This is a genomic window from Paenibacillus sp. JCM 9796, from assembly GCF_055379675.1.
In genome coordinates this window covers 5,068,027-5,086,261 of sequence record NZ_AP043723.1, presented here as the reverse complement: position 1 = coordinate 5,086,261, position 18,235 = coordinate 5,068,027, and the positions used below count along the sequence as shown (strand labels likewise).

Here is an 18,235-nt window from a genome sequence, read left to right as displayed (position 1 = left end):
TCAGCGATAATGCGGTTACTCCATTTCACTCTCGTTCTCGTTGTCCTTCGCTTCTTCCTTGAAGTCGCACGAGACGCATTGAATAAAGACACCCGACTTGTTGCGCTTCTCGATCAGCATCCCGCTGCACTTCGGACAAGGCTGGCCGATCGGCTTATCCCACGAGACGAATTCGCACTCGGGATAGCGGTCGCAACCATAAAATATGCGTCCCTTTTTGCTGCGGCGTTCGATGATTTTTCCTTGATGACAAGTCGGACACGGCACGCCGATATCTTTGACGATCGGCTTCGTATTGCGGCAGTCCGGAAAGCCTGAGCAGGCAAGAAACTTGCCGAATCGACCCATCTTGTATACAAAATTGCGGCCGCACTTCTCGCAAATTTCGTCGGAAACCTCATCCTGGATTTCCACCTTCTCCATTTCTTCTTCCGCAACTTCCAGCCTTTTCTCGAAAGATTCGTAAAATTCGCTCAATACCTGAACCCAGTCTTCCTTGCCTTCCTCGATATGATCGAGTCCCTCTTCCATATGCGCGGTAAATTCCACGTCCAGGATTTCCGGGAAAAACTCGATCATCTGCTGGATCACAAGCTCGCCGAGCTCTGTGGGAACGAACTTCTTATCTTCAATTGCGACATACCCGCGCTTCTGGATCGTTTCGAGCGTCGGCGCATACGTGCTCGGTCGTCCGATGCCCATCTCCTCGAGCGCTTTCACGAGGCGCGCTTCCGTAAATCGTGGCGGCGGCTGTGTGAAATGCTGCTTGGGATCGATCTGTTTCTTTGTTACCTGATCGCCCTGCTTCAGCGGAGGCAGCAAACGATCGTCGTCATCGCCGGAATCGGCCGCGTCGTCATTGCCTTCAACATAAACTTTCATAAAACCGTGGAACTTTATCTTGGACCCGACCGCCCGAAAAACAGCTTCGCCCGCCGTTAAATCGACGGTCATTGTATCCAGCACGGCCGAGGCCATCTGGCTTGCGACAAAGCGTTCCCAAACAAGCTTATACAAACGGAATTGATCCCGGCTCAAATGCGATTTGATGGAATCCGGGTCGCGAAGCACCGAGCTTGGCCGGATCGCTTCATGGGCATCCTGCGCGTTGCTGTTTTTCTTGACGTAAACACGCGGCGTCTCCGGGTAATACTCCGCCCCGAACTTATTCACAATGAAGTCCTTCGCTTCTTCTTGCGCCACCGGCGAAATACGGGTCGAGTCGGTTCTCATGTAAGTGATCAACCCGACCGTGCCCTCCGGGCCGAGATCAATACCTTCGTATAGCTGCTGCGCAACGGACATCGTCTTCGAGGCGCGGAAGCCGAGCTTACGAGCGGCCTCCTGCTGCAGCGAACTTGTGATGAACGGCGGCGAAGGATTGCGGTGCCGCTCCTTCTCTTTCACCTCGCTGACGACAAACTCCGACTTGCTTAACCCTTGAAGAACTTCTTTAACCTCGGCTTCATTCTTTAAATCCTTCTTGTTGCCGCCGACGCTGTAGAACTTCGCTTCGAAATCGGCTTTGCCCGTAGACAGCTTTGCCGTAATCGTCCAGTATTCTTCCGGCACGAACGCATTAATTTCGTTCTCCCGGTCGTAAATGAGCTTGACAGCTACAGATTGTACCCGGCCTGCGGAAAGTCCTTTTTTCACCTTTTTCCAGAGCAGCGGACTGATCTTATAACCGACCAACCGGTCCAAAATACGTCTGGCTTGCTGCGCATTAACCAAATCCTGATTGATTTTGCGCGGCGTCTTGAACGCGTCCTTCACGGCTTGCTTCGTAATCTCGTTAAACACGACGCGGCAGGGGTCCTGATCGGAAATTTCCAGATAGTGTGCCAAATGCCAGGCGATCGCTTCCCCTTCGCGATCCGGGTCAGCCGCCAGATATACTTTTTTTACGCGTTTGCTCGCGTCTTTCAATTCTTTCAGAACAGAGCCCTTGCCCCGAATCGTAATGTATTTCGGTTCAAAGTTTTTTTTGATCTCAACGCCGATCTGGCTTTTTGGCAAATCTCGAATGTGCCCCATGGAAGCTTTTACGATATATTTACTGCCCAAGTATTTACCAATCGTTTTGGCTTTTGCGGGTGACTCCACAATGACTAACGAATCGGCCATAGGTGTCCTTCCCCCTTCAACATATATATATGTATACAAATCAAGGTATCGTGTAGGCTGATCCCGGTAGTTCTACGATTCGTCGCATCATTAGTAAATTTATCAGAACTGCGTGCAAATGTCCAAAGTTAAATTGACTTTGCCCCAAGAGCTGATCGATCGTTTTCGGACCGGACTCCAGCAATTCATAGATTTTCCGTTCGTCTTCAGCCATAATTCCCAGTGTTTCCTTCGTGTCTTTAATGTATGCGGAATGCTCCGAGGCTATCCGGCTCGCATATTCCTCCATAATATCGTCCGGGCTTGTAACCATTTTGGCCCCATCCTTGATGAGCTTCAGCGTTCCTTGACTCTTGGCCGAATGAATCGGCCCCGGAATCGCAAACACGTCGCGCGAGTAGTCGAGCGCAAGGTTGGCCGTTATCAGCGATCCGCTTTGAAGCGCCGCTTCCACCACGACGACGCCCACGCTTAGCCCTGCAATAATGCGGTTTCGCTGCGGGAACAAGCCTGCGCGCGGCAGCGTACCGAGCGGATATTCGGACAAGAGCAGCCCTTGCTCCGCGACCCGGTGAAACAACGCTTTATTTTCCGGCGGATACACCGTGTCCAGCCCGCAGCCAAGGACGGCGATCGTACCACCCTTTCCCCTTAAAGCGCCTTCGTGCGATAGGCTGTCAATCCCCCGCGCCATGCCGCTGACGACGCAAACACCGGCATTCGCAAGCGACTCGCCGAGCCTTTCCGCCGTTAGCTTGCCGTACACGGTCGGCGTTCGCGTCCCTACCAACGCGATACATAATCGCCCGCTTAAAGAGAAGTCGCCCTTGCCGTATATAATCCACGGCGGATCGGCCGTTTCTTTCAGCAGTGCCGGGTAATCCGCATCCCAGACGGTCAGCCAGCGGATTCCCTCGCGTTCATACCTCGCGAGCCAGTCCTCCAAAGTCCGCTCGGACAGCTCCCGCAATGCGGAACTCATCTGTCCGGCCCGGCCGGGTGTGAATCCGAACTGCGTCCATTCGCGTGGTTCCAGCGTTCGCATATCGTCAAGCGTTTCGAATCGGGATACAAGCCGTTGAATCGTCTTCCAACCGATGCCGGGCAGTTGATGAAGCGCAAACAAAAGGTGCCGGTTGTTCATATAGTATATATCACTCCTTATAATAGAAACAACTTTACTGAAACTCGGGGCGAATCCAACAAAAAAAACCTCTCATCTCCGTCATGCGGAGAATGAGAGGCTGCTTGCCGTTCTCGGGAATTATTTGCGGGTCGTGCACTTTTCGAGCAGACCTTTTTCTTGAAGCACGCTGACAAGCGTGGAGCCCATTTCGGAAGGAGTCGGTGCAACCTTGATGCCGCAGCGTTCCATCGTGGCCACTTTCTCAGCTGCCGTCCCTTTACCACCGGAAATGATAGCGCCGGCATGGCCCATCCGTTTGCCCGGAGGCGCCGTTTGTCCGCCGATGAAGCCGACAACCGGTTTTTTCATGTTCGCCGCGATCCATTCGGCCGCTTCTTCTTCGGCAGAACCGCCGATTTCACCGATCATGATGACCGCGTAAGTGTCCGGATCTTCGTTGAACAATTTAAGAATATCGATGAACTCGGAGCCTTTAACCGGGTCGCCGCCGATACCTACAGCGGACGATTGGCCGATACCGCGAGTCGTTAATTGATGCACGGCTTCGTATGTCAACGTTCCGCTTCGGGAAACAACGCCGACATGACCTTTGGTGTGAATATATCCCGGCATGATGCCGATTTTGCACTCGTCCGGCGTGATGACGCCCGGGCAGTTCGGTCCGATCAGGACGGTCTTCTTGCCTTCCATGTAACGGCTGACTTTAACCATGTCCAGAACCGGAATACCTTCCGTGATGCAGATGACGAGGTCAAGCTCGGCGTCAACGGCTTCGATGATTGCGTCTGCGGCGAACGGAGCGGCAACATAAATAACGGATGCGGTCGCGCCGGTCGCTTTTTTCGCTTCTTGAACCGTATTGAAAACCGGCAGAGAGACGGTTGTACCGTTCTCCAGCGTAATATCAATGTTCGTTCCGCCTTTACCCGGCGTTACGCCGCCAACCATTTGCGTACCGTATTCCAAACCGCCCTTGGTATGGAACAAACCGGTCGCGCCGGTAATCCCTTGTGTGATGACCTTTGTATTTTTATCTACCAAAATAGACATGTTTATGGTTCACATCCCCTGAATTATTTAGAAAAGGCTTTGCCTGTTTGCGTCGTTCGACTTATTTCACCAGTGCCACGATTTTTTGAGCGCCGTCTGCCATCGAATCGGCAGCCACGATATTCAGGCCGGATTCGTTCAAGATTTTTTTGCCGAGCTCTACGTTCGTGCCTTCCAAACGGACGACGAGCGGACGAGACAATCCCAGCTCTCTAGCCGCAGCAACGACACCTTCCGCGATAATGTCGCATTTCATAATGCCGCCGAAAATATTGACGAAAATCCCTTTGACGTTCTCGTCGGACAAAATGATTTTGAACGCTTCCGTTACTTTCTCCTTGGTAGCGCCGCCCCCTACATCAAGGAAGTTGGCCGGGTCGCCGCCGTAATATTTAATAATGTCCATCGTCGCCATGGCCAGACCTGCGCCGTTAACCATGCAGCCGATGTTGCCGTCGAGCGCGATGTAGCTGAGGTCATACTTGGACGCTTGAATTTCCTTCTCGTCTTCTTCTTCCAAATCGCGAAGCTCAACAATGTCTTTGTGACGGAACAAAGCGTTCGAATCGAAGTTCAATTTGGCATCCAGAGCCATAACGTTGCCATCGCCGGTAACAACGAGCGGGTTAATTTCGGCGATAGAGCAATCTTTCTCAACGAAAGCGGTATATAATGACAGCATAAATTTAGCCGCTTTATTTACGAGCTCGTTAGGAATATTGATGTTATAGGCGAGTCTACGCGCTTGGAACGGTTGCAAGCCGATGGCCGGATCGACAACTTCTTTGAAGATTTTCTCCGGGGAATGAGCGGCTACTTCTTCGATTTCCGTACCGCCTTCTTCAGAGCCCATGATCACGACGCGTCCCGTACCGCGGTCTACGACGACGCCAATGTAGTATTCTTTCTTAATATCGCAGCCTTGTTCGATTAAAAGGCGCTTCACTTCTTTACCTTCCGGACCCGTTTGGTGAGTCACCAGCACTTTGCCGAGAATTTGCTCAGCGTATGTACGCACTTCATCCAGGTTTTTGGCAACCTTAACACCGCCAGCTTTACCGCGGCCGCCAGCATGAATTTGCGCCTTGACGACGACGACCGGAGTACCGAGCGACTTCGCCGCTTCCACCGCTTCGTCCACCGTGAAAGCCACTTTACCTTCCGGTACGGCAACCCCGTACTGCTTCAGCACTTCTTTGCCTTGATACTCATGGATATTCATTTAGCAAAATCCTCCTATCGGTATTGACTTGCTCTATGGAATCGACCCTTCCCTTCCGGTAAGAGTTGACCGCTAAAAATACGCGCGCTTGCCAAACAATAGCATGTCCGATCTGGCAAACCTTTATCATTGTAACACTTTTTTTAAGCGGATACCTTATTTTTTATGTTAAAATAGCGATATATTATTTTTATAGATTCACAAAATATTAGTTTTCGGAACGGAGCAGTTTTCTGATTCGACAAAATTAGACAAAGACGGAAGGCGGAGTGAAGTTGAAACGAATTGCTATTGATATGGATGAAGTCATTGCGGATGCCATGAGCAAATATTTGCGTTTGTATAACGAGGGCTTCCAGGAACAATTGACTGCCGCGGATTTGCACGGCGTTAAGCTGCGCGCATTGCGGCCGGAAAGAAGCGACGATATACATGAGATTTTCATGACGAACGACTTCTTTCGCGACCTGGAGGTCATGCCTCACAGTCAGGAAGTCATTCGCGAATTGAGCGAATCGTACGAAATCTTCATCACGACCGCTGCCATGGAAGTGCCGACGTCTTTTAATGCCAAGTATGCTTGGCTGAAGGAGCACTTTCCGTTCTTGTCGGATATGAATTTCGTGTTTTGCGGGGATAAAAGCATCATTCGGGCCGATTACTTGATCGACGATAATGCGAAGCATTTTGAACGGTTTGAAGGACAAGGCCTGCTGTTTACGTCTCCTCACAACATTCTTGAAACGGGTTACGTTCGCGTGAATAATTGGCTGGAGGTTCGAGACTTCTTCGCCAAGGCGTTAAACATGTAAAAACGCGCATTTCCGTCAAAGAAGATGCGCGTTCCGGTCTCAATAAATCGTATTGATGGAAGTCGATTCTCGAGGCTCTCTCTCCGCTTGTTTAATGAAGCGCAGCTCGTTTCCGGTGAATTGACACACCAGACATTGGATCGTCGGCTCCTGGCCTTCGATCGCTTCGGGTTCGGTCACCTGCTGGACCGTCCCGGTTATCGCGTCTTTCAGAAAACGCTGCGAGTAGCTCGATATGATGCTGAACTTAATACGATTGGACCGGCAATTCGGACAAAAGTACGGTTTTTCCTGCATCTCTCATCACCTCTAGCCCCATTGTCGCCAAAATTCCGGCGGTTCAAACGTCGTGTTACAGCTTCTGCGTGCAAACTGTTGCAAGCTTTGGAGGGAACGATTACAATACAATCATAATGAGGCGGATAAGGAAGCACCTTTAGCCATGGCAAATTCATGGGAGAGGTGTTTTTTGGCATGTACGGAAAAGTAACGAGCGCATGTTTGCACGGCGTGGAAGGCAGATTGATCGAGGTTGAGGTCGACTTGAGCAACGGACTTCCCCAAATGAATATTGTCGGTTTGCCGGACAGCGCGGTCAAAGAATCGATCGAGCGCGTGCGGGCGGCCGTCAAAAACTGCGGGTTTACCTTTCCGCTGCAGCGAATCACGGTGAACTTGGCGCCGGCCGACATTCGCAAAGAAGGCGCCGCATTCGACCTGGCTATCGCATTAGGCATTCTCGCGACAAGCGGCCAGCTGGAGCCGGAAGCGCTGGAGCGTTCGCTCCTGATTGGCGAGCTGGCTTTGGACGGATCGATTCGCCCAGTACCCGGCGTGTTGTCGATGATCGAATCGGCGGTTAAACGAGGGATCCGCCGGGTGATCGTACCGCGGGATAACGCCGAGGAAGCTGGCTGGATTCAAGGCTGTGAAGTCGTGCCGGCCAGCCATTTAGCGGAATGGAATTTGAGGCTGACAGCGGATACGGATGGCGGACGACAGGCTTTAGCCCCTGCGCTTGCACAAGCAGCGTCCCTTCAAGCGGATGCACAAGCTGACGATTACGCCGACGTTTGCGGACAGCAGCACGTCAAGCGCGCGCTGATGGTCAGTGCCGCGGGCATGCACAACATCCTGTTAATCGGGCCGCCCGGCACGGGCAAAACGATGCTTGCCAAACGACTGCCCACCATCATGCCGCCCATGAACGAGCAGGAATCGTTAGACGTAACTAAAATTTACAGCGCCTCCGGCAAATTCGCCGATCGTCGGCAGCTGGTGCGGGAACGCCCTTTCCGCACGCCGCATCATACGATATCGGCGGCCGGGTTAGTCGGTGGAGGCGGCGTGCCCAAGCCCGGCGAGATCAGCCTCGCGCATCGCGGGGTGTTATTTCTGGACGAGCTGCCTGAATTTACGAGAACGGTGCTGGAGGTGCTGCGCCAGCCCATGGAGGAACGATGGGTAACGATCGGACGGGCGAAAGCCGTCTATCGGTTTCCTGCCCATTTTCTGCTGGCCGCTTCGATGAATCCGTGTCCGTGCGGATATTGGGGAGCCGATACGGGCGACGGGAACGATGCCTGCTTCTGCTCCCCCTTGAAATTGGCGCAATACCGCTCGAAAATTTCCGGCCCGCTGCTGGACCGGATCGACCTGCATGTCGAGGTGCCCCGGGTTCCCTTTGAGCAATTAGCCGGCTTGGAGAAGCCGATGTCATCGTCCGAAATGCGGGAACGCGTCGAGCAGGCGCACTTGACGCAGAAACGGCGTTTTCAGGGAACCGGCATACTGTTCAACAGCGAGCTGAGCGGCCGCCGTTTACGCGAATACGGAAGGCTGCAGCGGGACGCCTCCGCCTTGCTGGAGCGTTCGTTCACACTGCTCGGCTTAAGCGTTCGCTCTTATGACCGGATTATTAAAGTCGCGCGCACGATTGCGGATTTGGAGGGAAGCGATGAAGTGAACGCCCATCATGTCGCCGAGGCGCTGCAATACCGCAGTCTCGACAAGAAGCAAAAGCCGCAATCGCTCTCCCGTTAGGAAGCGTCTGCGGATCCTGCCCACTGTCCGACCTGTACGATGCTGCCTCAATCTATACTCGAATATCGCTAAGATTAAAGCGGACTTGGCGCGCATACCGGATGCCGGTACAAATCCGCCTTAGCCGTCCCGGCTAATAGCCGCTGCTATCGGCCGCATCATTTTCAACTAGGCGCTGGGGAACATAATATTGCATTCCGTACCTTTGCCCTGCTCACTCTTAATATCGATCTTCCCATTCATCTTTTTTATAATGCCGAAGGAAACCATAGTCCCGAGACCTGTGCCCTTTTCCTTGGTCGAATAATAAGGGGTTCCAAGTCTTTTGATTTGCTCGGCAGTCATTCCAATTCCGGTATCGCTAATGATGATGACAACCTGATCGTACATTTTATAAGCCTTAATTTCCAAAAGACCTCCATTATACATGGCCTCAATAGCGTTCTTACCGATATTGATTAAAGCCTGTCTAAATTTATAGCGGTCTCCCACAATATGCAGGAGATGTTCTTTAGGCAATATAGCATTGATTTGTATATTATTGTAATTGGCATACGTCAGGAGAACATTCGATAAATAACTGATTTCCTCATGAATATGAATCTTTTCAATAATTTCAGGATCGGGTTTGGCCAGCGAGAGATAATCGGTAATAATGACCTGGGCACGATCCAATTCTTCCAAACATATTTTTTGATACAGTTGTCTCTTATCTTTATCTAAGTTTTCTGATCCAAACAACTGGATAAAACCTCTCACCGTTGTAAGCGGGTTCCGAATCTCATGAGCAACGGAAGCGGCCATGTCGCTGACCATTTTCATTTTCTCGCTTTTGCTAACCTCTTCTTGCATGTGAAAATAGGTATTCAGAAATTCCACTAAATAAACGCATAAGCCCACGATTACACCTTGGATGGCATAGGTCTGCAAGGTTTCCATAGGGTTATTAATAAAAAGTTCGATTTGCTGCGTCATGAAGAGATAAGCGGTAAATGTCGTCAGTTTAATCAGGGTACATAAAAGGACCGCTGCTATGATTTTATGAGACAGCTTTAAATAGGCATACTTTCTAAGCGAGAAAACGATCACAATAAAACTGGGCAGTAACGCAATGGCGTAAAACAAATTGTACGGATATCCTGCAAGATAGCGGTATAAAATGAGGGTTGCGTATAATAAAAGGGAGACTTGCGTTCCGCCATACAGAGCTCCGACCGCTAAAGGAATCGAGCGAAAATCATAATTTAATCCATTCAGATTGATTGGAAAGGACATGGTGACTACTAAGGCAAACGCAAAGAGGATATACAACAGCAATCGGTATAGTAGAATTCTGCTTTTGGTTTTGTAAATATAGGGATAAAATACGAGCGGAGAAAAGATAATGAAAATATTTAACAAGAAATCTTTGAAATAAGCGATCATAGTTGCCTCCAGTTTATTTCTCCTGTTTTTCTCCACTTCCAGAAACAAAAACCATTTTTTTGTATAGAATTCGACAACCCTTGTCGCTATCCTTCTATGCGTAGAGACCTTCCTGAAAATAAACAAATCGCCAAACGTCTGCTCCTTGACGCCGCCCGAAAGGAAGCAACAACGGTAGACGCCCCCCTTGGCCAAGGCACTGCAATTCCAAAGTCTCGACAACATACAAAATCCGCAATCGCTCTCCCGTCAGAAAGCGTTGCGGATATGTTCCAGCTGTATGACGTTGTCCTCACGATCCATCCGGATTGCGACTACGTCGAACCGGACTTGACGGTCGTACACCCGATAACGGTGCAAGTACACTTCGGCCGTCTCCCGGATTTGGCGCTGCTTCCTGCCGTTGACCGATTCGGAAGGCGTACCGTATGTCTCGTTCAAATTTCGGCTGCGCACTTCAACAATAACGAGCGTCCCTTTCTCCTCCGCCACGATATCCAGCTCTCCTGTGCGGCAGCGCCAATTTCGTGCAACAATCGTCCATCCTTCGCGGTTTAAATAGGCCGCTGCCTCCGCTTCGCTCTTGGCGCCCCTTTGTTTCCTATTGGCGAGCCGATCCGTCAATGCTCACTCCTCCATTCCTTCGCCCGGGAATCCGAACGGTAAATGTAGGAGAGCACCTCCGCCACAAGCTTGTACAGCTCGGGCGGTATTTCCTGATCGATGTCCAACTTGGACAGCACCTCGACGAGCGAAGGATCCTCTTGAATCGGAACGCCGTTTTCTTTGGCTTTGTCCAGCATCAATTCGGCGATCCGGCCCTTCCCTTTGGCCACCAGCTTCGGCGCTGCCGTGCTTTCGGGCGCATATTTGAGGGCCACCGCTCTCTTTACGGCTCCAGACGGTTCGTTTTTACTCATACGCGTATATCCACCCCTTTATAGGGCTTGTGCGAGTAGACCGACGGAATTCCGTTCGATTTGGAATCTTTCCCCGACATGCGGTCTTCGCCCGATGCGTCGTTAATATCGCTTAACTTGGCCGGGTATGGACTTACTTTCATGGAAATAAATTGGTAACCAATCGATGCAAGACCTCCGGCAATTTCTTCGCGGTACGACTCCAGAAGCGCCGCGGTGAACGAGGAGTCATTATGCACATGAAGGCTGACGATTCGATTCACCACCTGAACGTCCACTAACGTATCGCCGAGCGCTTTCATCTGCAAATCGAATACGAGCCGGCAATTGTTCGCATCCAGACCGCCCTTCTTCCCTTTGCGGGACTGAATGTGTATGGCGGCCGTCTGCGTGCCGTCCGCTTGAACAAGCGGAACGAACAGGGTGACATGGGAAAAAAGGGCGTTCCGGTCTGGACTCAACAACAATTGCTGACCTGTAATTTGCTGCACCGCCTGCTGGGCGGCCTGCTTGACCTCTTCCGATGCGTCCGGCACTTGCGCCAGCTGCATCAGCACGCTCTTCAGCGAATCGGCTTGTCTATCTCTCGCTTCCGACGGCGAATCCGTCCCGAGCAGCTTGAACGCCTGATGCTCATGCTCGACGCCGATCGCTTTCATGATGCGCCCGAGCGCATGATGGCCTTCTTCGATCGGGCGCGCTTGTGCCGGATCGCCTGCAGGCGCGTTTGCGCCGCCGGGCTGCGCCGGGCCGCCTGCGGGCGCGCTTACGCCGCCGGGCTGCGCCGGGCCGCCTGCGGGCGCGCTTGCTCCGCCGGGCTGCGCGGTGCCGCCTGCGGGCGCGCTTACGCTGCCGGGCTGCGCCGGGCCGCCTGCGGGCGCGCTTGCTCCGCCGGGCTGCGCCGGGCCGCCTGCGGGCGCGCTTACGCCGCCGGGCTGCGCCGGGCCGCCTGCGGGCGCGCTTGCTCCGCCGGGCTGCGCCGGGCCGCCTGCGGGCGCGCTTACGCCGCCGGGCTGCGCGGTGCCGCCTACGGGCGCGCTCACGCCGCCGGGCTGCGCCGAGCCGCCTGCGGGCGCGCTTGCTCCGCCGGGCTGCGCCGGGCCGCCTGCGGGCGCGCTCACGCCGCCGGGCTGCGCCGGGCCGCCTGCGGGCGCGCTTGCTCCGCCGGGCTGCGCCGGGCCGCCTGCGGGCGCGCTTGCTCCGCCGGGCTGCGCCGGGCCGCCTGCGGGCGCGCTTGCTCCGCCGGGCTGCGCCGGGCCGCCTGCGGGCGCGCTTGCGCCGCCGGGCTGCGCGGTGCCGCCTGCGGGCGCGCTTACGCCGCCGGGCTGCGCCGGGCCGCCTGCGGGCGCGCTTACGCCGCCGGGCTGCGCCGGGCCGCCTGCGGGCGCGCTTGCTCCGCCGGGCTGCGCGGTGCCGCCTGCGGGCGCGCTTGCGCCAGTCAACTGGCCGCCGGCCTCTTTGACCTGCTGCAACAGTACGCGTACCGCTTCAACCAAGGCGCGCGTCTGCGGAGACAATGCCTTCCCGCCCTGATCTTCCTTCTCAACCGTGCGCGTTAATTGATCCAGCATTTCATGCAGCGGCGGGCCTTGAACAGCTTGTTTTAGAGAAGCTACGGTGTCCGGAGTCAGCGGAAGACCTTTTTGATAAGCGATCACAGCTGTCGGCAACCAGTTTTCCTGCGGAATGTCGGAAGACATCCGGGCCTGCAGCGCCGCAAAAGCCTGGACCGTTTCTTTCGACAATGCAACGCCGGACTGATGCAGCAGCTGAAGAAGCTGCCGGTTTTCGGGCGTGTCGCTCATCCCCATCGATTTCAATACTTCCCCCAGCGAGCCGTCGGCTATTTGAACCTGCGAGGTCTGCAGCGGCTTCAACACGATTTGACCGTCCTTCGACTCCGGCTGCACCTGCAGCATGGTCACTTCCCCTTGCTTTAACGGCGCTTCCAATTGCGCGCGTACCTGAACCCCGCTAATATTGATCAAGGCGTCCTGGTCCGAGAACGTCTGCAGAACCATCCCTTTCACGACTTGCCCGGCCTTCAGTTCCAAGGACTTCGGCTCTTGAACCTGAGCGTCGCCGATCAAGCCGCGTAACAACCCGCTAATATTCACCGCTGCCCCTCCTTCGTCTCCCTGACCTGCCATGCCAACCATAACGATACTCTCGTATTTGAATTTCTGCGAAATGAACGGATTTTAAAAAAATAACAGAATTTCCCATTACGCAACCTATATCCCGATTCACCTATCATAGCTCGGCCATGATCCTAACCGATAAACGGAAGCGCCTTGCTGCTCATGGAACGACCCATCCGCCTGCGTGCAATCGTTCCGGGCGCGCGCAGCCGCTCCATATGTCTGCAATTTGTTAATGCCTGTCCTAACGACTTCTCCATAACGTTCTGCCAGCTAAACGACAAGCCGGCCTGGGACGCTTCACTTCCTTCGCGCCCCTGCCGGCTTACGGTTCCGGTACTTCTATATATCGGCAGCAGCTGCCTGACATTTCACTAAAACAACACCTGCTGCTCAAATTCGATATTTCTCAAAAACGTTCGTCGGTGCAGCGGCGAAGCGCCGTAAGCGGCAATGCGTTCGCGATGCAGCTTGGTTGCGTACCCTTTATGTATGGCGATACCGTATTCGGGAAACTCCAGGTCCCAGGTTTTACACATCCGGTCTCTTGTCACTTTGGCGATGATCGACGCCGCCGCAATAGATTGACTCAACGCATCCCCATGGATGACGGCAAGCTGTTCGCAAGCGACGTCCACATTCTCCGCGTCGACCAACAGCATGTCCGGCTCCGGCTGCAGCTGCTCCACCGCTTTCTTCATAGCCAGCCGCGCCGCCTGCTTGATGTTGATTCGCTCGATCGTCGCCACGTCGACGACGCCGATGCCGATCGCCAGCGCTTGCTGCCGGATTACGTCAAACAGCGCTTCCCGCTTCTTCTCGCTCAGCTTCTTGGAATCGTTCACACCCTCCAGGACAAGCCCTTGCGGCAAAATAACGGCCGCCGCCACCACATCCCCGAACAAGCATCCCCGGCCGACCTCATCGACGCCGGCGATATGCCTTTTCCCTTGTTCCCATAACTTGCGTTCATAGTCCAGCATGACATCCAACCGCACTCTCTCCCTAACTTGTCATGATGTACCATTATAACGCGAACACCGGCTTCTGACCATCCCTGAAACCGGAACTGTACGTACGCTTCTGCAGGCAAACGTCTTGCTCGTATAGGAGCGCGCAGCCTTTCGCAGCATATGGAAAAAGCCCGGCGTTGACTCGAACGCCGGGTTCACTCTTCTATGATTGCGCCGTCGCGCAAGGACTCGGTCTGCTGCGCATGCAGTTATACGCAAGAAAATCGCCATTCTCGGCGAAGGCTCTCCGTTTGCTTTACCCGTAACGTCATCCCTCTATGCTACTGCGGCTGCTGCTCCTTCAGTTAAGCCTGAACTTCATCCGGCATTTCCAAAGTAATCCGCCCCAGCTTGCCTGCCCGAAGCTCGCGCAGGATGGCCAGAGATGCCTTCTCCAGGTCGACGCGTCCGCCGCTGACAAGCGCTCCGCGTTTCCGGCCGATCGCTTCCATCAAAGCTACAACCGCATCCGTATCGGACGGGTCGGCAGGCACCTCGTTGACGCCGAACCGGTCCCCCACCGCTGCCGGGTAGCGCGCGACCAAATATCGCATCGCGAACAAGGCGATTTCTTCCGGCTGCAAAATTTCTTCTTTGATCGCGCCGGTAGCGGCGAGTCGGAACCCGACTGTCTGATCTTCAAACTTCGGCCATAGAATGCCCGGCGTATCGAGCAGCTCCATCTCCGTACCGACCTTGATCCACTGCTGCCCTTTCGTTACGCCCGGCTTATCCCCCGTCGCCGCCACCTTGCGGCCGGCCATCTTGTTGATCAGCGTCGACTTGCCTACGTTCGGTATGCCGACGATCAGCGCGCGAATCGCGCGCGGATTCATGCCTTTGCGAATCTGCGCCTCGATCTTCGCAGACAGCAGCTGCTTGCTGCGCAGCAAGATCTCACGGGACGGGTTGCCCCCTACGGCGTCGATCGGCAGCGCGGGAAGGCCCTGATCGGCAAAAAATTCAACCCACCTGCGCGTAGCCTCGGGATCGGCCAAATCACTTTTATTTAACAGCACGAGCCGCGGCTTGCTCTGTAAAATCTCATCGATCATCGGATTCCGGCTGGACAGGGGAATGCGCGCATCGAGCAGCTCGATCGCCAGATCGATCAGTTTCAGCTTGTCTTGAATTTGACGCCGCGCCCGCGTCATATGTCCCGGGAACCATTGAATCGTCATGTTATCGTCACCTCGCCTAAGTATACATAAAGCCTGACCCGGTTAATGGATCAGGCTGATTTTATCGAGCGGCCAGTAAATGACATCCGCCCGTCCAATGATATGATCATAAGGCACAAAGCCTACGCGGCTGTCCCGGCTGTCCAGGCTGTTCGAACGATTGTCGCCCATCGCGAACAAGCTGTTTTCGGGCACAGTTTGTTCCGCAAAATTGTTCAGTCGGTTATAAGGTACGCCCTTCTTCGCAGCTTCATCCAACGCTTCCTTCAAATAAGCTTCTTCGACCTGCGTGTCGTTGACGTACACTTTGTCGCCCTCTACCCGGACTTTATCGCCCGGTAAGGCGATGACGCGTTTTATGTAGTCTCTGCCGTCGGGAGCGAGGAATACGAGCACTTCGCCGCGTTTCGGCTCACGGAACTTGTACAAAATTTTGTTCACGATCATTTTTTCGCCCGTGTAGAAATTCGGCTCCATAGACGGGCCTTCTACGACGAACGGGGAGCAAATAAGCCAGCGTATGATAATCACAAGAGCTGCCGCCAGCAGCAGCGCCTTCGTCCATTCCCAAGCTTCGTTCTTGACCGAATTCGCTTTTTTCACGGATTGTTCCTGTCCCTGCTCCATCGGCGTTCTACCCCTTTGCATCGTGCTGAAAAAATAGAACAGGGGCTTGCCTGAACAAGCCCCCGGTGTTCTTCTTATCGAATTTCTTGAATTCTTGCTGCTTTACCGCGAAGGCCGCGCAGATAGTAGAGCTTCGCGCGACGGACTTTACCACGGCGAGCCACTTCAATCTTGTCGATCTTCGGAGTATGAATCGGGAACGTTCTTTCAACGCCGACACCGTAAGAAATTTTTCTTACCGTGAACGTTTCGCTGATTCCGCCGCCGCGACGTTTAATTACAACGCCTTCGAACAGCTGAATCCGCTCGCGCGAACCCTCGATAACCTTAACATACACTTTCAACGTGTCGCCAGGACGAAAGTTCGGAATGTCGCTGCGAAGCTGTTCCTTCGTAATCTCTTGAATCAAATTCATGGATGACTCCCTCCTTCCACACAGGTGTTCTTGCCGCTTCTTAAGATGCCTGTCTTTTCATTCGTCACGCGCAGAGGACCACCGTACTCGTGGCAAAATGCCACAACGTCAAATATCATAACATAAACTCGTGCATTATTCAATATGAACTTCCGGATTTCTCCTGCTTTTTTGCCTATGTAATTTCGGTCGGACGAGTCCCTCAATCGGCTTCCGTCCGATCACGTTCCGCTTCGAATTCCGCCAGCCACTTGCGATCCTTCGGGGTAAGGTCGGCAGCTGCCAGCAGATCGGGCCGCTTCTTCCAAGTCCGGTACAACGATTGCTTGCGGCGCCACTCGTCAATATGTCCATGATGCCCGGAAATGAGCACATCCGGCACGCTCCAATTGCGGAATGTGGCAGGCCTGGTATAGTGCGGATACTCCAGCAAACCGGTGCTGAACGAGTCCGTCACCGCTGACATTTCATTACCCAGGACGCCGGGCAGCAGCCGCACGACGCTATCGATCACAACCATGGCCGGCAGCTCGCCGCCAGTCAGAACGTAATCGCCGATCGACAGCTCGTCGGTTACCAGATGCTCGCGAATCCGTTCGTCGTAGCCTTCGTAGTGGCCGCAGATGAAGATCAGATGCTTGTCCGCTGACAGCTCCTCCGCTTTCTTTTGCGTAAAAGGCTCGCCCTGCGGGCACATGAGGATGACTCTCGGCTTCGTTTCGTCTTTCGGCGTTATGTCTTCCACCGCGGCGAAGATCGGATCGGGCTTCAGCACCATGCCGCCTCCACCGCCGTACGGGTAATCGTCAACCGTGTTATGCTTGTTGTTCGCGTAATCCCGAAAGTTGACGGTATGGAGCTCTACAAGCCCTTTCTCTCTCGCCTTGCCGAGAATGCTGGAGGTAAACACGCCTTCGAACATCTCCGGAAACAGCGTCAGCACGTCGATCCTCATAGGTCGAGCAAGCCTTCCATTAATCGGGCTGTCACTTTCTTCCCTTCGACATCCACATCCAAAATGACGTCGTCGATGTAAGGAAGCAGAAGCGGTTTGCCCTTCGGACGTTTCACGACCCACACGTCGTTGGCGCCGGGGGATAAAATCTCGGTAATTTCCCCGAGCGTTTCGCCCTCTTCTGTTACCACCGTACAGCCGACGATCTCATGATAATAAAACTCGCCGTCCGGAAGCTCCGACAAGTATTTTTCCTCGACCTTCAGCAGCCAGCCTTTGTACTTCTCCACCTCGTTGATATTCCCGAATCCCCGGAAGCGGATAATGAACATCGTTTTATGCTCCCGGGCCGACTCGACTGTGACAGGCAAGGTCGCCGATGAATTCGGATCGACGAACACCAGCTTGCTGCCTGCGGCGAATCGTTCGTCCGCAAAATCGGTTTGCGGCACGATTTTCAATTCGCCGCGAATGCCGTGCGTATTGACGATTTTACCGACTGTATACAGCTTTTCGCTCATCGTAATCTCAGGGCCTCCTTTAACAAGAAAAGGGTTAGGAAGCAGCTCCTAACCCTCATCATTTCCATTATGATACGATTTCAACCGAAACACGTTTCGATTCCTTCACTGCAGCAGAAGTGACCACGGTGCGAAGCGCCTTGGCAATGCGTCCTTGCTTTCCGATCACTTTCCCGACATCGTCGGGGTGAACGGAAAGCTCGAACGTAATATTGCGTTCGTCTTCGACCGTATTCACACGTACGTCATCCGGATGATCGACAAGCCTCTTCGCTATTACGAGAATCAGATCTTTCATCGTACCCTCCGAATCTTACAGATTACTTCTGCAGTTTGGATTCGTGAAACTTGGTCATGATACCTGCTTTGCTGAACAGGCTGCGGACCGTATCGGAAGCTTGAGCACCGTTTTGAAGCCATTTCAGTGCTTTTTCCTCGTCAATATTTACAACAGCGGGTTGAGCCACCGGATTGTAAGTACCGATTTCTTCGATGAAGCGACCGTCACGCGGGGAACGGGAATCCGATACCACCACACGGTAGAAAGGAGCTTTGTGAGCGCCCATACGTTTAAGACGAATGCGAGTTGCCATGTTAAAATTCACCTCCCTGATAAGATAAACGGCGTAAAAGCC

General features: G+C 53.7%; 19 protein-coding genes. 2 read left to right on the top strand and 17 right to left on the bottom strand.

The window, feature by feature from the left end:
* Positions 1 to 15 precede the first annotated feature (15 nt).
* The 4 genes from topA to sucC all read right to left on the bottom strand — a co-directional run bounded on the left by topA (position 16) and on the right by sucC (position 5,546).
* Positions 16 to 2,127, bottom strand: coding sequence for a type I DNA topoisomerase (gene topA, locus ACZ439_RS24450; protein ID WP_127604567.1), 2,112 nt, complete (start codon positions 2,125 to 2,127; stop codon positions 16 to 18).
* A gap of 40 nt (positions 2,128 to 2,167) precedes the next feature.
* Positions 2,168 to 3,271, bottom strand: coding sequence for a DNA-processing protein DprA (gene dprA / locus ACZ439_RS24445; RefSeq protein WP_054796987.1), 1,104 nt, complete (start codon positions 3,269 to 3,271; stop codon positions 2,168 to 2,170).
* A 120-nt stretch (positions 3,272 to 3,391) separates the two neighbouring features.
* Positions 3,392 to 4,324: a succinate--CoA ligase subunit alpha gene (gene sucD / locus ACZ439_RS24440; RefSeq protein ID WP_127604571.1), complete on the bottom strand. Its 933-nt coding sequence runs from the start codon at positions 4,322 to 4,324 to the stop codon at positions 3,392 to 3,394.
* 61 nt (positions 4,325 to 4,385) lie between these two features.
* Positions 4,386 to 5,546 carry an ADP-forming succinate--CoA ligase subunit beta gene (gene sucC, locus ACZ439_RS24435; RefSeq protein WP_127604572.1) on the bottom strand — a complete coding sequence of 387 codons (1,161 nt, stop codon included), beginning with the start codon at positions 5,544 to 5,546 and terminating at the stop codon, positions 4,386 to 4,388.
* 275 nt (positions 5,547 to 5,821) lie between these two features.
* Here sucC and ACZ439_RS24430 point away from each other — a divergent pair, with 275 nt between their 5' ends.
* Positions 5,822 to 6,358 carry a 5' nucleotidase, NT5C type gene (locus tag ACZ439_RS24430; protein ID WP_054796986.1) on the top strand — a complete coding sequence of 179 codons (537 nt, stop codon included), beginning with the start codon at positions 5,822 to 5,824 and terminating at the stop codon, positions 6,356 to 6,358.
* 39 nt (positions 6,359 to 6,397) lie between these two features.
* Here ACZ439_RS24430 and ACZ439_RS24425 read toward each other — a convergent pair whose 3' ends face one another.
* Positions 6,398 to 6,655, bottom strand: coding sequence for a hypothetical protein (locus ACZ439_RS24425; RefSeq protein ID WP_054796985.1), 258 nt, complete (start codon positions 6,653 to 6,655; stop codon positions 6,398 to 6,400).
* A gap of 177 nt (positions 6,656 to 6,832) precedes the next feature.
* Between ACZ439_RS24425 and ACZ439_RS24420 the strand changes: the two genes are divergently transcribed.
* Positions 6,833 to 8,401 carry a YifB family Mg chelatase-like AAA ATPase gene (locus tag ACZ439_RS24420; protein WP_127604574.1) on the top strand — a complete coding sequence of 523 codons (1,569 nt, stop codon included), beginning with the start codon at positions 6,833 to 6,835 and terminating at the stop codon, positions 8,399 to 8,401.
* Between the two features lie 168 nt (positions 8,402 to 8,569).
* Here ACZ439_RS24420 and ACZ439_RS24415 read toward each other — a convergent pair whose 3' ends face one another.
* From ACZ439_RS24415 to rpsP, 12 genes are all read right to left on the bottom strand, one after another.
* Complete coding sequence (locus tag ACZ439_RS24415; RefSeq protein WP_464620310.1) at positions 8,570 to 10,021, bottom strand: ATP-binding protein; 1,452 nt, start codon at positions 10,019 to 10,021, stop codon at positions 8,570 to 8,572.
* Positions 10,022 to 10,075: 54 nt separating this feature from the next.
* Complete coding sequence (locus ACZ439_RS24410; RefSeq protein WP_054796983.1) at positions 10,076 to 10,450, bottom strand: YraN family protein; 375 nt, start codon at positions 10,448 to 10,450, stop codon at positions 10,076 to 10,078.
* Positions 10,447 to 10,746, bottom strand: coding sequence for an EscU/YscU/HrcU family type III secretion system export apparatus switch protein (locus ACZ439_RS24405; protein WP_054796982.1), 300 nt, complete (start codon positions 10,744 to 10,746; stop codon positions 10,447 to 10,449). The genes ACZ439_RS24410 and ACZ439_RS24405 overlap by 4 nt, the downstream gene beginning before the upstream one ends.
* Positions 10,743 to 12,863 (bottom strand): hypothetical protein, encoded by a 2,121-nt coding sequence (locus ACZ439_RS24400; RefSeq protein WP_464620309.1) that lies wholly within the window; start codon positions 12,861 to 12,863, stop codon positions 10,743 to 10,745. The genes ACZ439_RS24405 and ACZ439_RS24400 overlap by 4 nt, the downstream gene beginning before the upstream one ends.
* 398 nt (positions 12,864 to 13,261) lie before the next feature.
* Complete coding sequence (locus tag ACZ439_RS24395) at positions 13,262 to 13,870, bottom strand: ribonuclease HII (RefSeq protein ID WP_054798476.1); 609 nt, start codon at positions 13,868 to 13,870, stop codon at positions 13,262 to 13,264.
* A 335-nt stretch (positions 13,871 to 14,205) separates the two neighbouring features.
* Positions 14,206 to 15,081 (bottom strand): ribosome biogenesis GTPase YlqF, encoded by an 876-nt coding sequence (gene ylqF / locus ACZ439_RS24390; RefSeq protein ID WP_464620308.1) that lies wholly within the window; start codon positions 15,079 to 15,081, stop codon positions 14,206 to 14,208.
* Between the two features lie 42 nt (positions 15,082 to 15,123).
* Positions 15,124 to 15,708 carry a signal peptidase I gene (gene lepB, locus ACZ439_RS24385; protein WP_230876013.1) on the bottom strand — a complete coding sequence of 195 codons (585 nt, stop codon included), beginning with the start codon at positions 15,706 to 15,708 and terminating at the stop codon, positions 15,124 to 15,126.
* A gap of 74 nt (positions 15,709 to 15,782) precedes the next feature.
* Complete coding sequence (gene rplS, locus ACZ439_RS24380; protein ID WP_054800300.1) at positions 15,783 to 16,124, bottom strand: 50S ribosomal protein L19; 342 nt, start codon at positions 16,122 to 16,124, stop codon at positions 15,783 to 15,785.
* 202 nt (positions 16,125 to 16,326) lie between these two features.
* Positions 16,327 to 17,079: a tRNA (guanosine(37)-N1)-methyltransferase TrmD gene (gene trmD / locus ACZ439_RS24375; RefSeq protein ID WP_054800298.1), complete on the bottom strand. Its 753-nt coding sequence runs from the start codon at positions 17,077 to 17,079 to the stop codon at positions 16,327 to 16,329.
* The gene (rimM, locus tag ACZ439_RS24370) at positions 17,076 to 17,600 is read right to left on the bottom strand and encodes a ribosome maturation factor RimM (RefSeq protein ID WP_054798474.1); all 525 of its coding nucleotides are present in this window, start codon (positions 17,598 to 17,600) and stop codon (positions 17,076 to 17,078) included. Before rimM ends, trmD begins: the two co-directional genes overlap by 4 nt.
* 67 nt (positions 17,601 to 17,667) lie before the next feature.
* Complete coding sequence (locus tag ACZ439_RS24365; protein WP_054800297.1) at positions 17,668 to 17,898, bottom strand: KH domain-containing protein; 231 nt, start codon at positions 17,896 to 17,898, stop codon at positions 17,668 to 17,670.
* Positions 17,899 to 17,920: 22 nt separating this feature from the next.
* The gene (gene rpsP / locus ACZ439_RS24360; RefSeq protein WP_054798473.1) at positions 17,921 to 18,193 is read right to left on the bottom strand and encodes a 30S ribosomal protein S16; all 273 of its coding nucleotides are present in this window, start codon (positions 18,191 to 18,193) and stop codon (positions 17,921 to 17,923) included.
* Between the last annotated feature and the right edge of the window lie 42 nt (positions 18,194 to 18,235).

Excerpts from the sequence above, each read along its gene's own strand:
- topA (WP_127604567.1), bottom strand. The coding sequence starts at position 2,127 with ATGGCCGATTCGTTAGTCATTGTGGAGTCACCCGCAAAAGCCAAAACG.
- dprA (WP_054796987.1), bottom strand. The coding sequence starts at position 3,271 with ATGAACAACCGGCACCTTTTGTTTGCGCTTCATCAACTGCCCGGCATC.
- sucD (WP_127604571.1), bottom strand. The coding sequence starts at position 4,324 with ATGTCTATTTTGGTAGATAAAAATACAAAGGTCATCACACAAGGGATT.
- sucC (WP_127604572.1), bottom strand. The coding sequence starts at position 5,546 with ATGAATATCCATGAGTATCAAGGCAAAGAAGTGCTGAAGCAGTACGGG.
- ACZ439_RS24425 (WP_054796985.1), bottom strand. The coding sequence starts at position 6,655 with ATGCAGGAAAAACCGTACTTTTGTCCGAATTGCCGGTCCAATCGTATT.
- ACZ439_RS24420 (WP_127604574.1), top strand. The coding sequence starts at position 6,833 with ATGTACGGAAAAGTAACGAGCGCATGTTTGCACGGCGTGGAAGGCAGA.
- ACZ439_RS24405 (WP_054796982.1), bottom strand. The coding sequence starts at position 10,746 with ATGAGTAAAAACGAACCGTCTGGAGCCGTAAAGAGAGCGGTGGCCCTC.
- ACZ439_RS24395 (WP_054798476.1), bottom strand. The coding sequence starts at position 13,870 with ATGCTGGACTATGAACGCAAGTTATGGGAACAAGGGAAAAGGCATATC.
- ylqF (WP_464620308.1), bottom strand. The coding sequence starts at position 15,081 with ATGACGATTCAATGGTTCCCGGGACATATGACGCGGGCGCGGCGTCAA.
- lepB (WP_230876013.1), bottom strand. The coding sequence starts at position 15,708 with ATGGAGCAGGGACAGGAACAATCCGTGAAAAAAGCGAATTCGGTCAAG.
- rplS (WP_054800300.1), bottom strand. The coding sequence starts at position 16,124 with ATGAATTTGATTCAAGAGATTACGAAGGAACAGCTTCGCAGCGACATT.
- trmD (WP_054800298.1), bottom strand. The coding sequence starts at position 17,079 with ATGAGGATCGACGTGCTGACGCTGTTTCCGGAGATGTTCGAAGGCGTG.
- rimM (WP_054798474.1), bottom strand. The coding sequence starts at position 17,600 with ATGAGCGAAAAGCTGTATACAGTCGGTAAAATCGTCAATACGCACGGC.
- ACZ439_RS24365 (WP_054800297.1), bottom strand. The coding sequence starts at position 17,898 with ATGAAAGATCTGATTCTCGTAATAGCGAAGAGGCTTGTCGATCATCCG.
- rpsP (WP_054798473.1), bottom strand. The coding sequence starts at position 18,193 with ATGGCAACTCGCATTCGTCTTAAACGTATGGGCGCTCACAAAGCTCCT.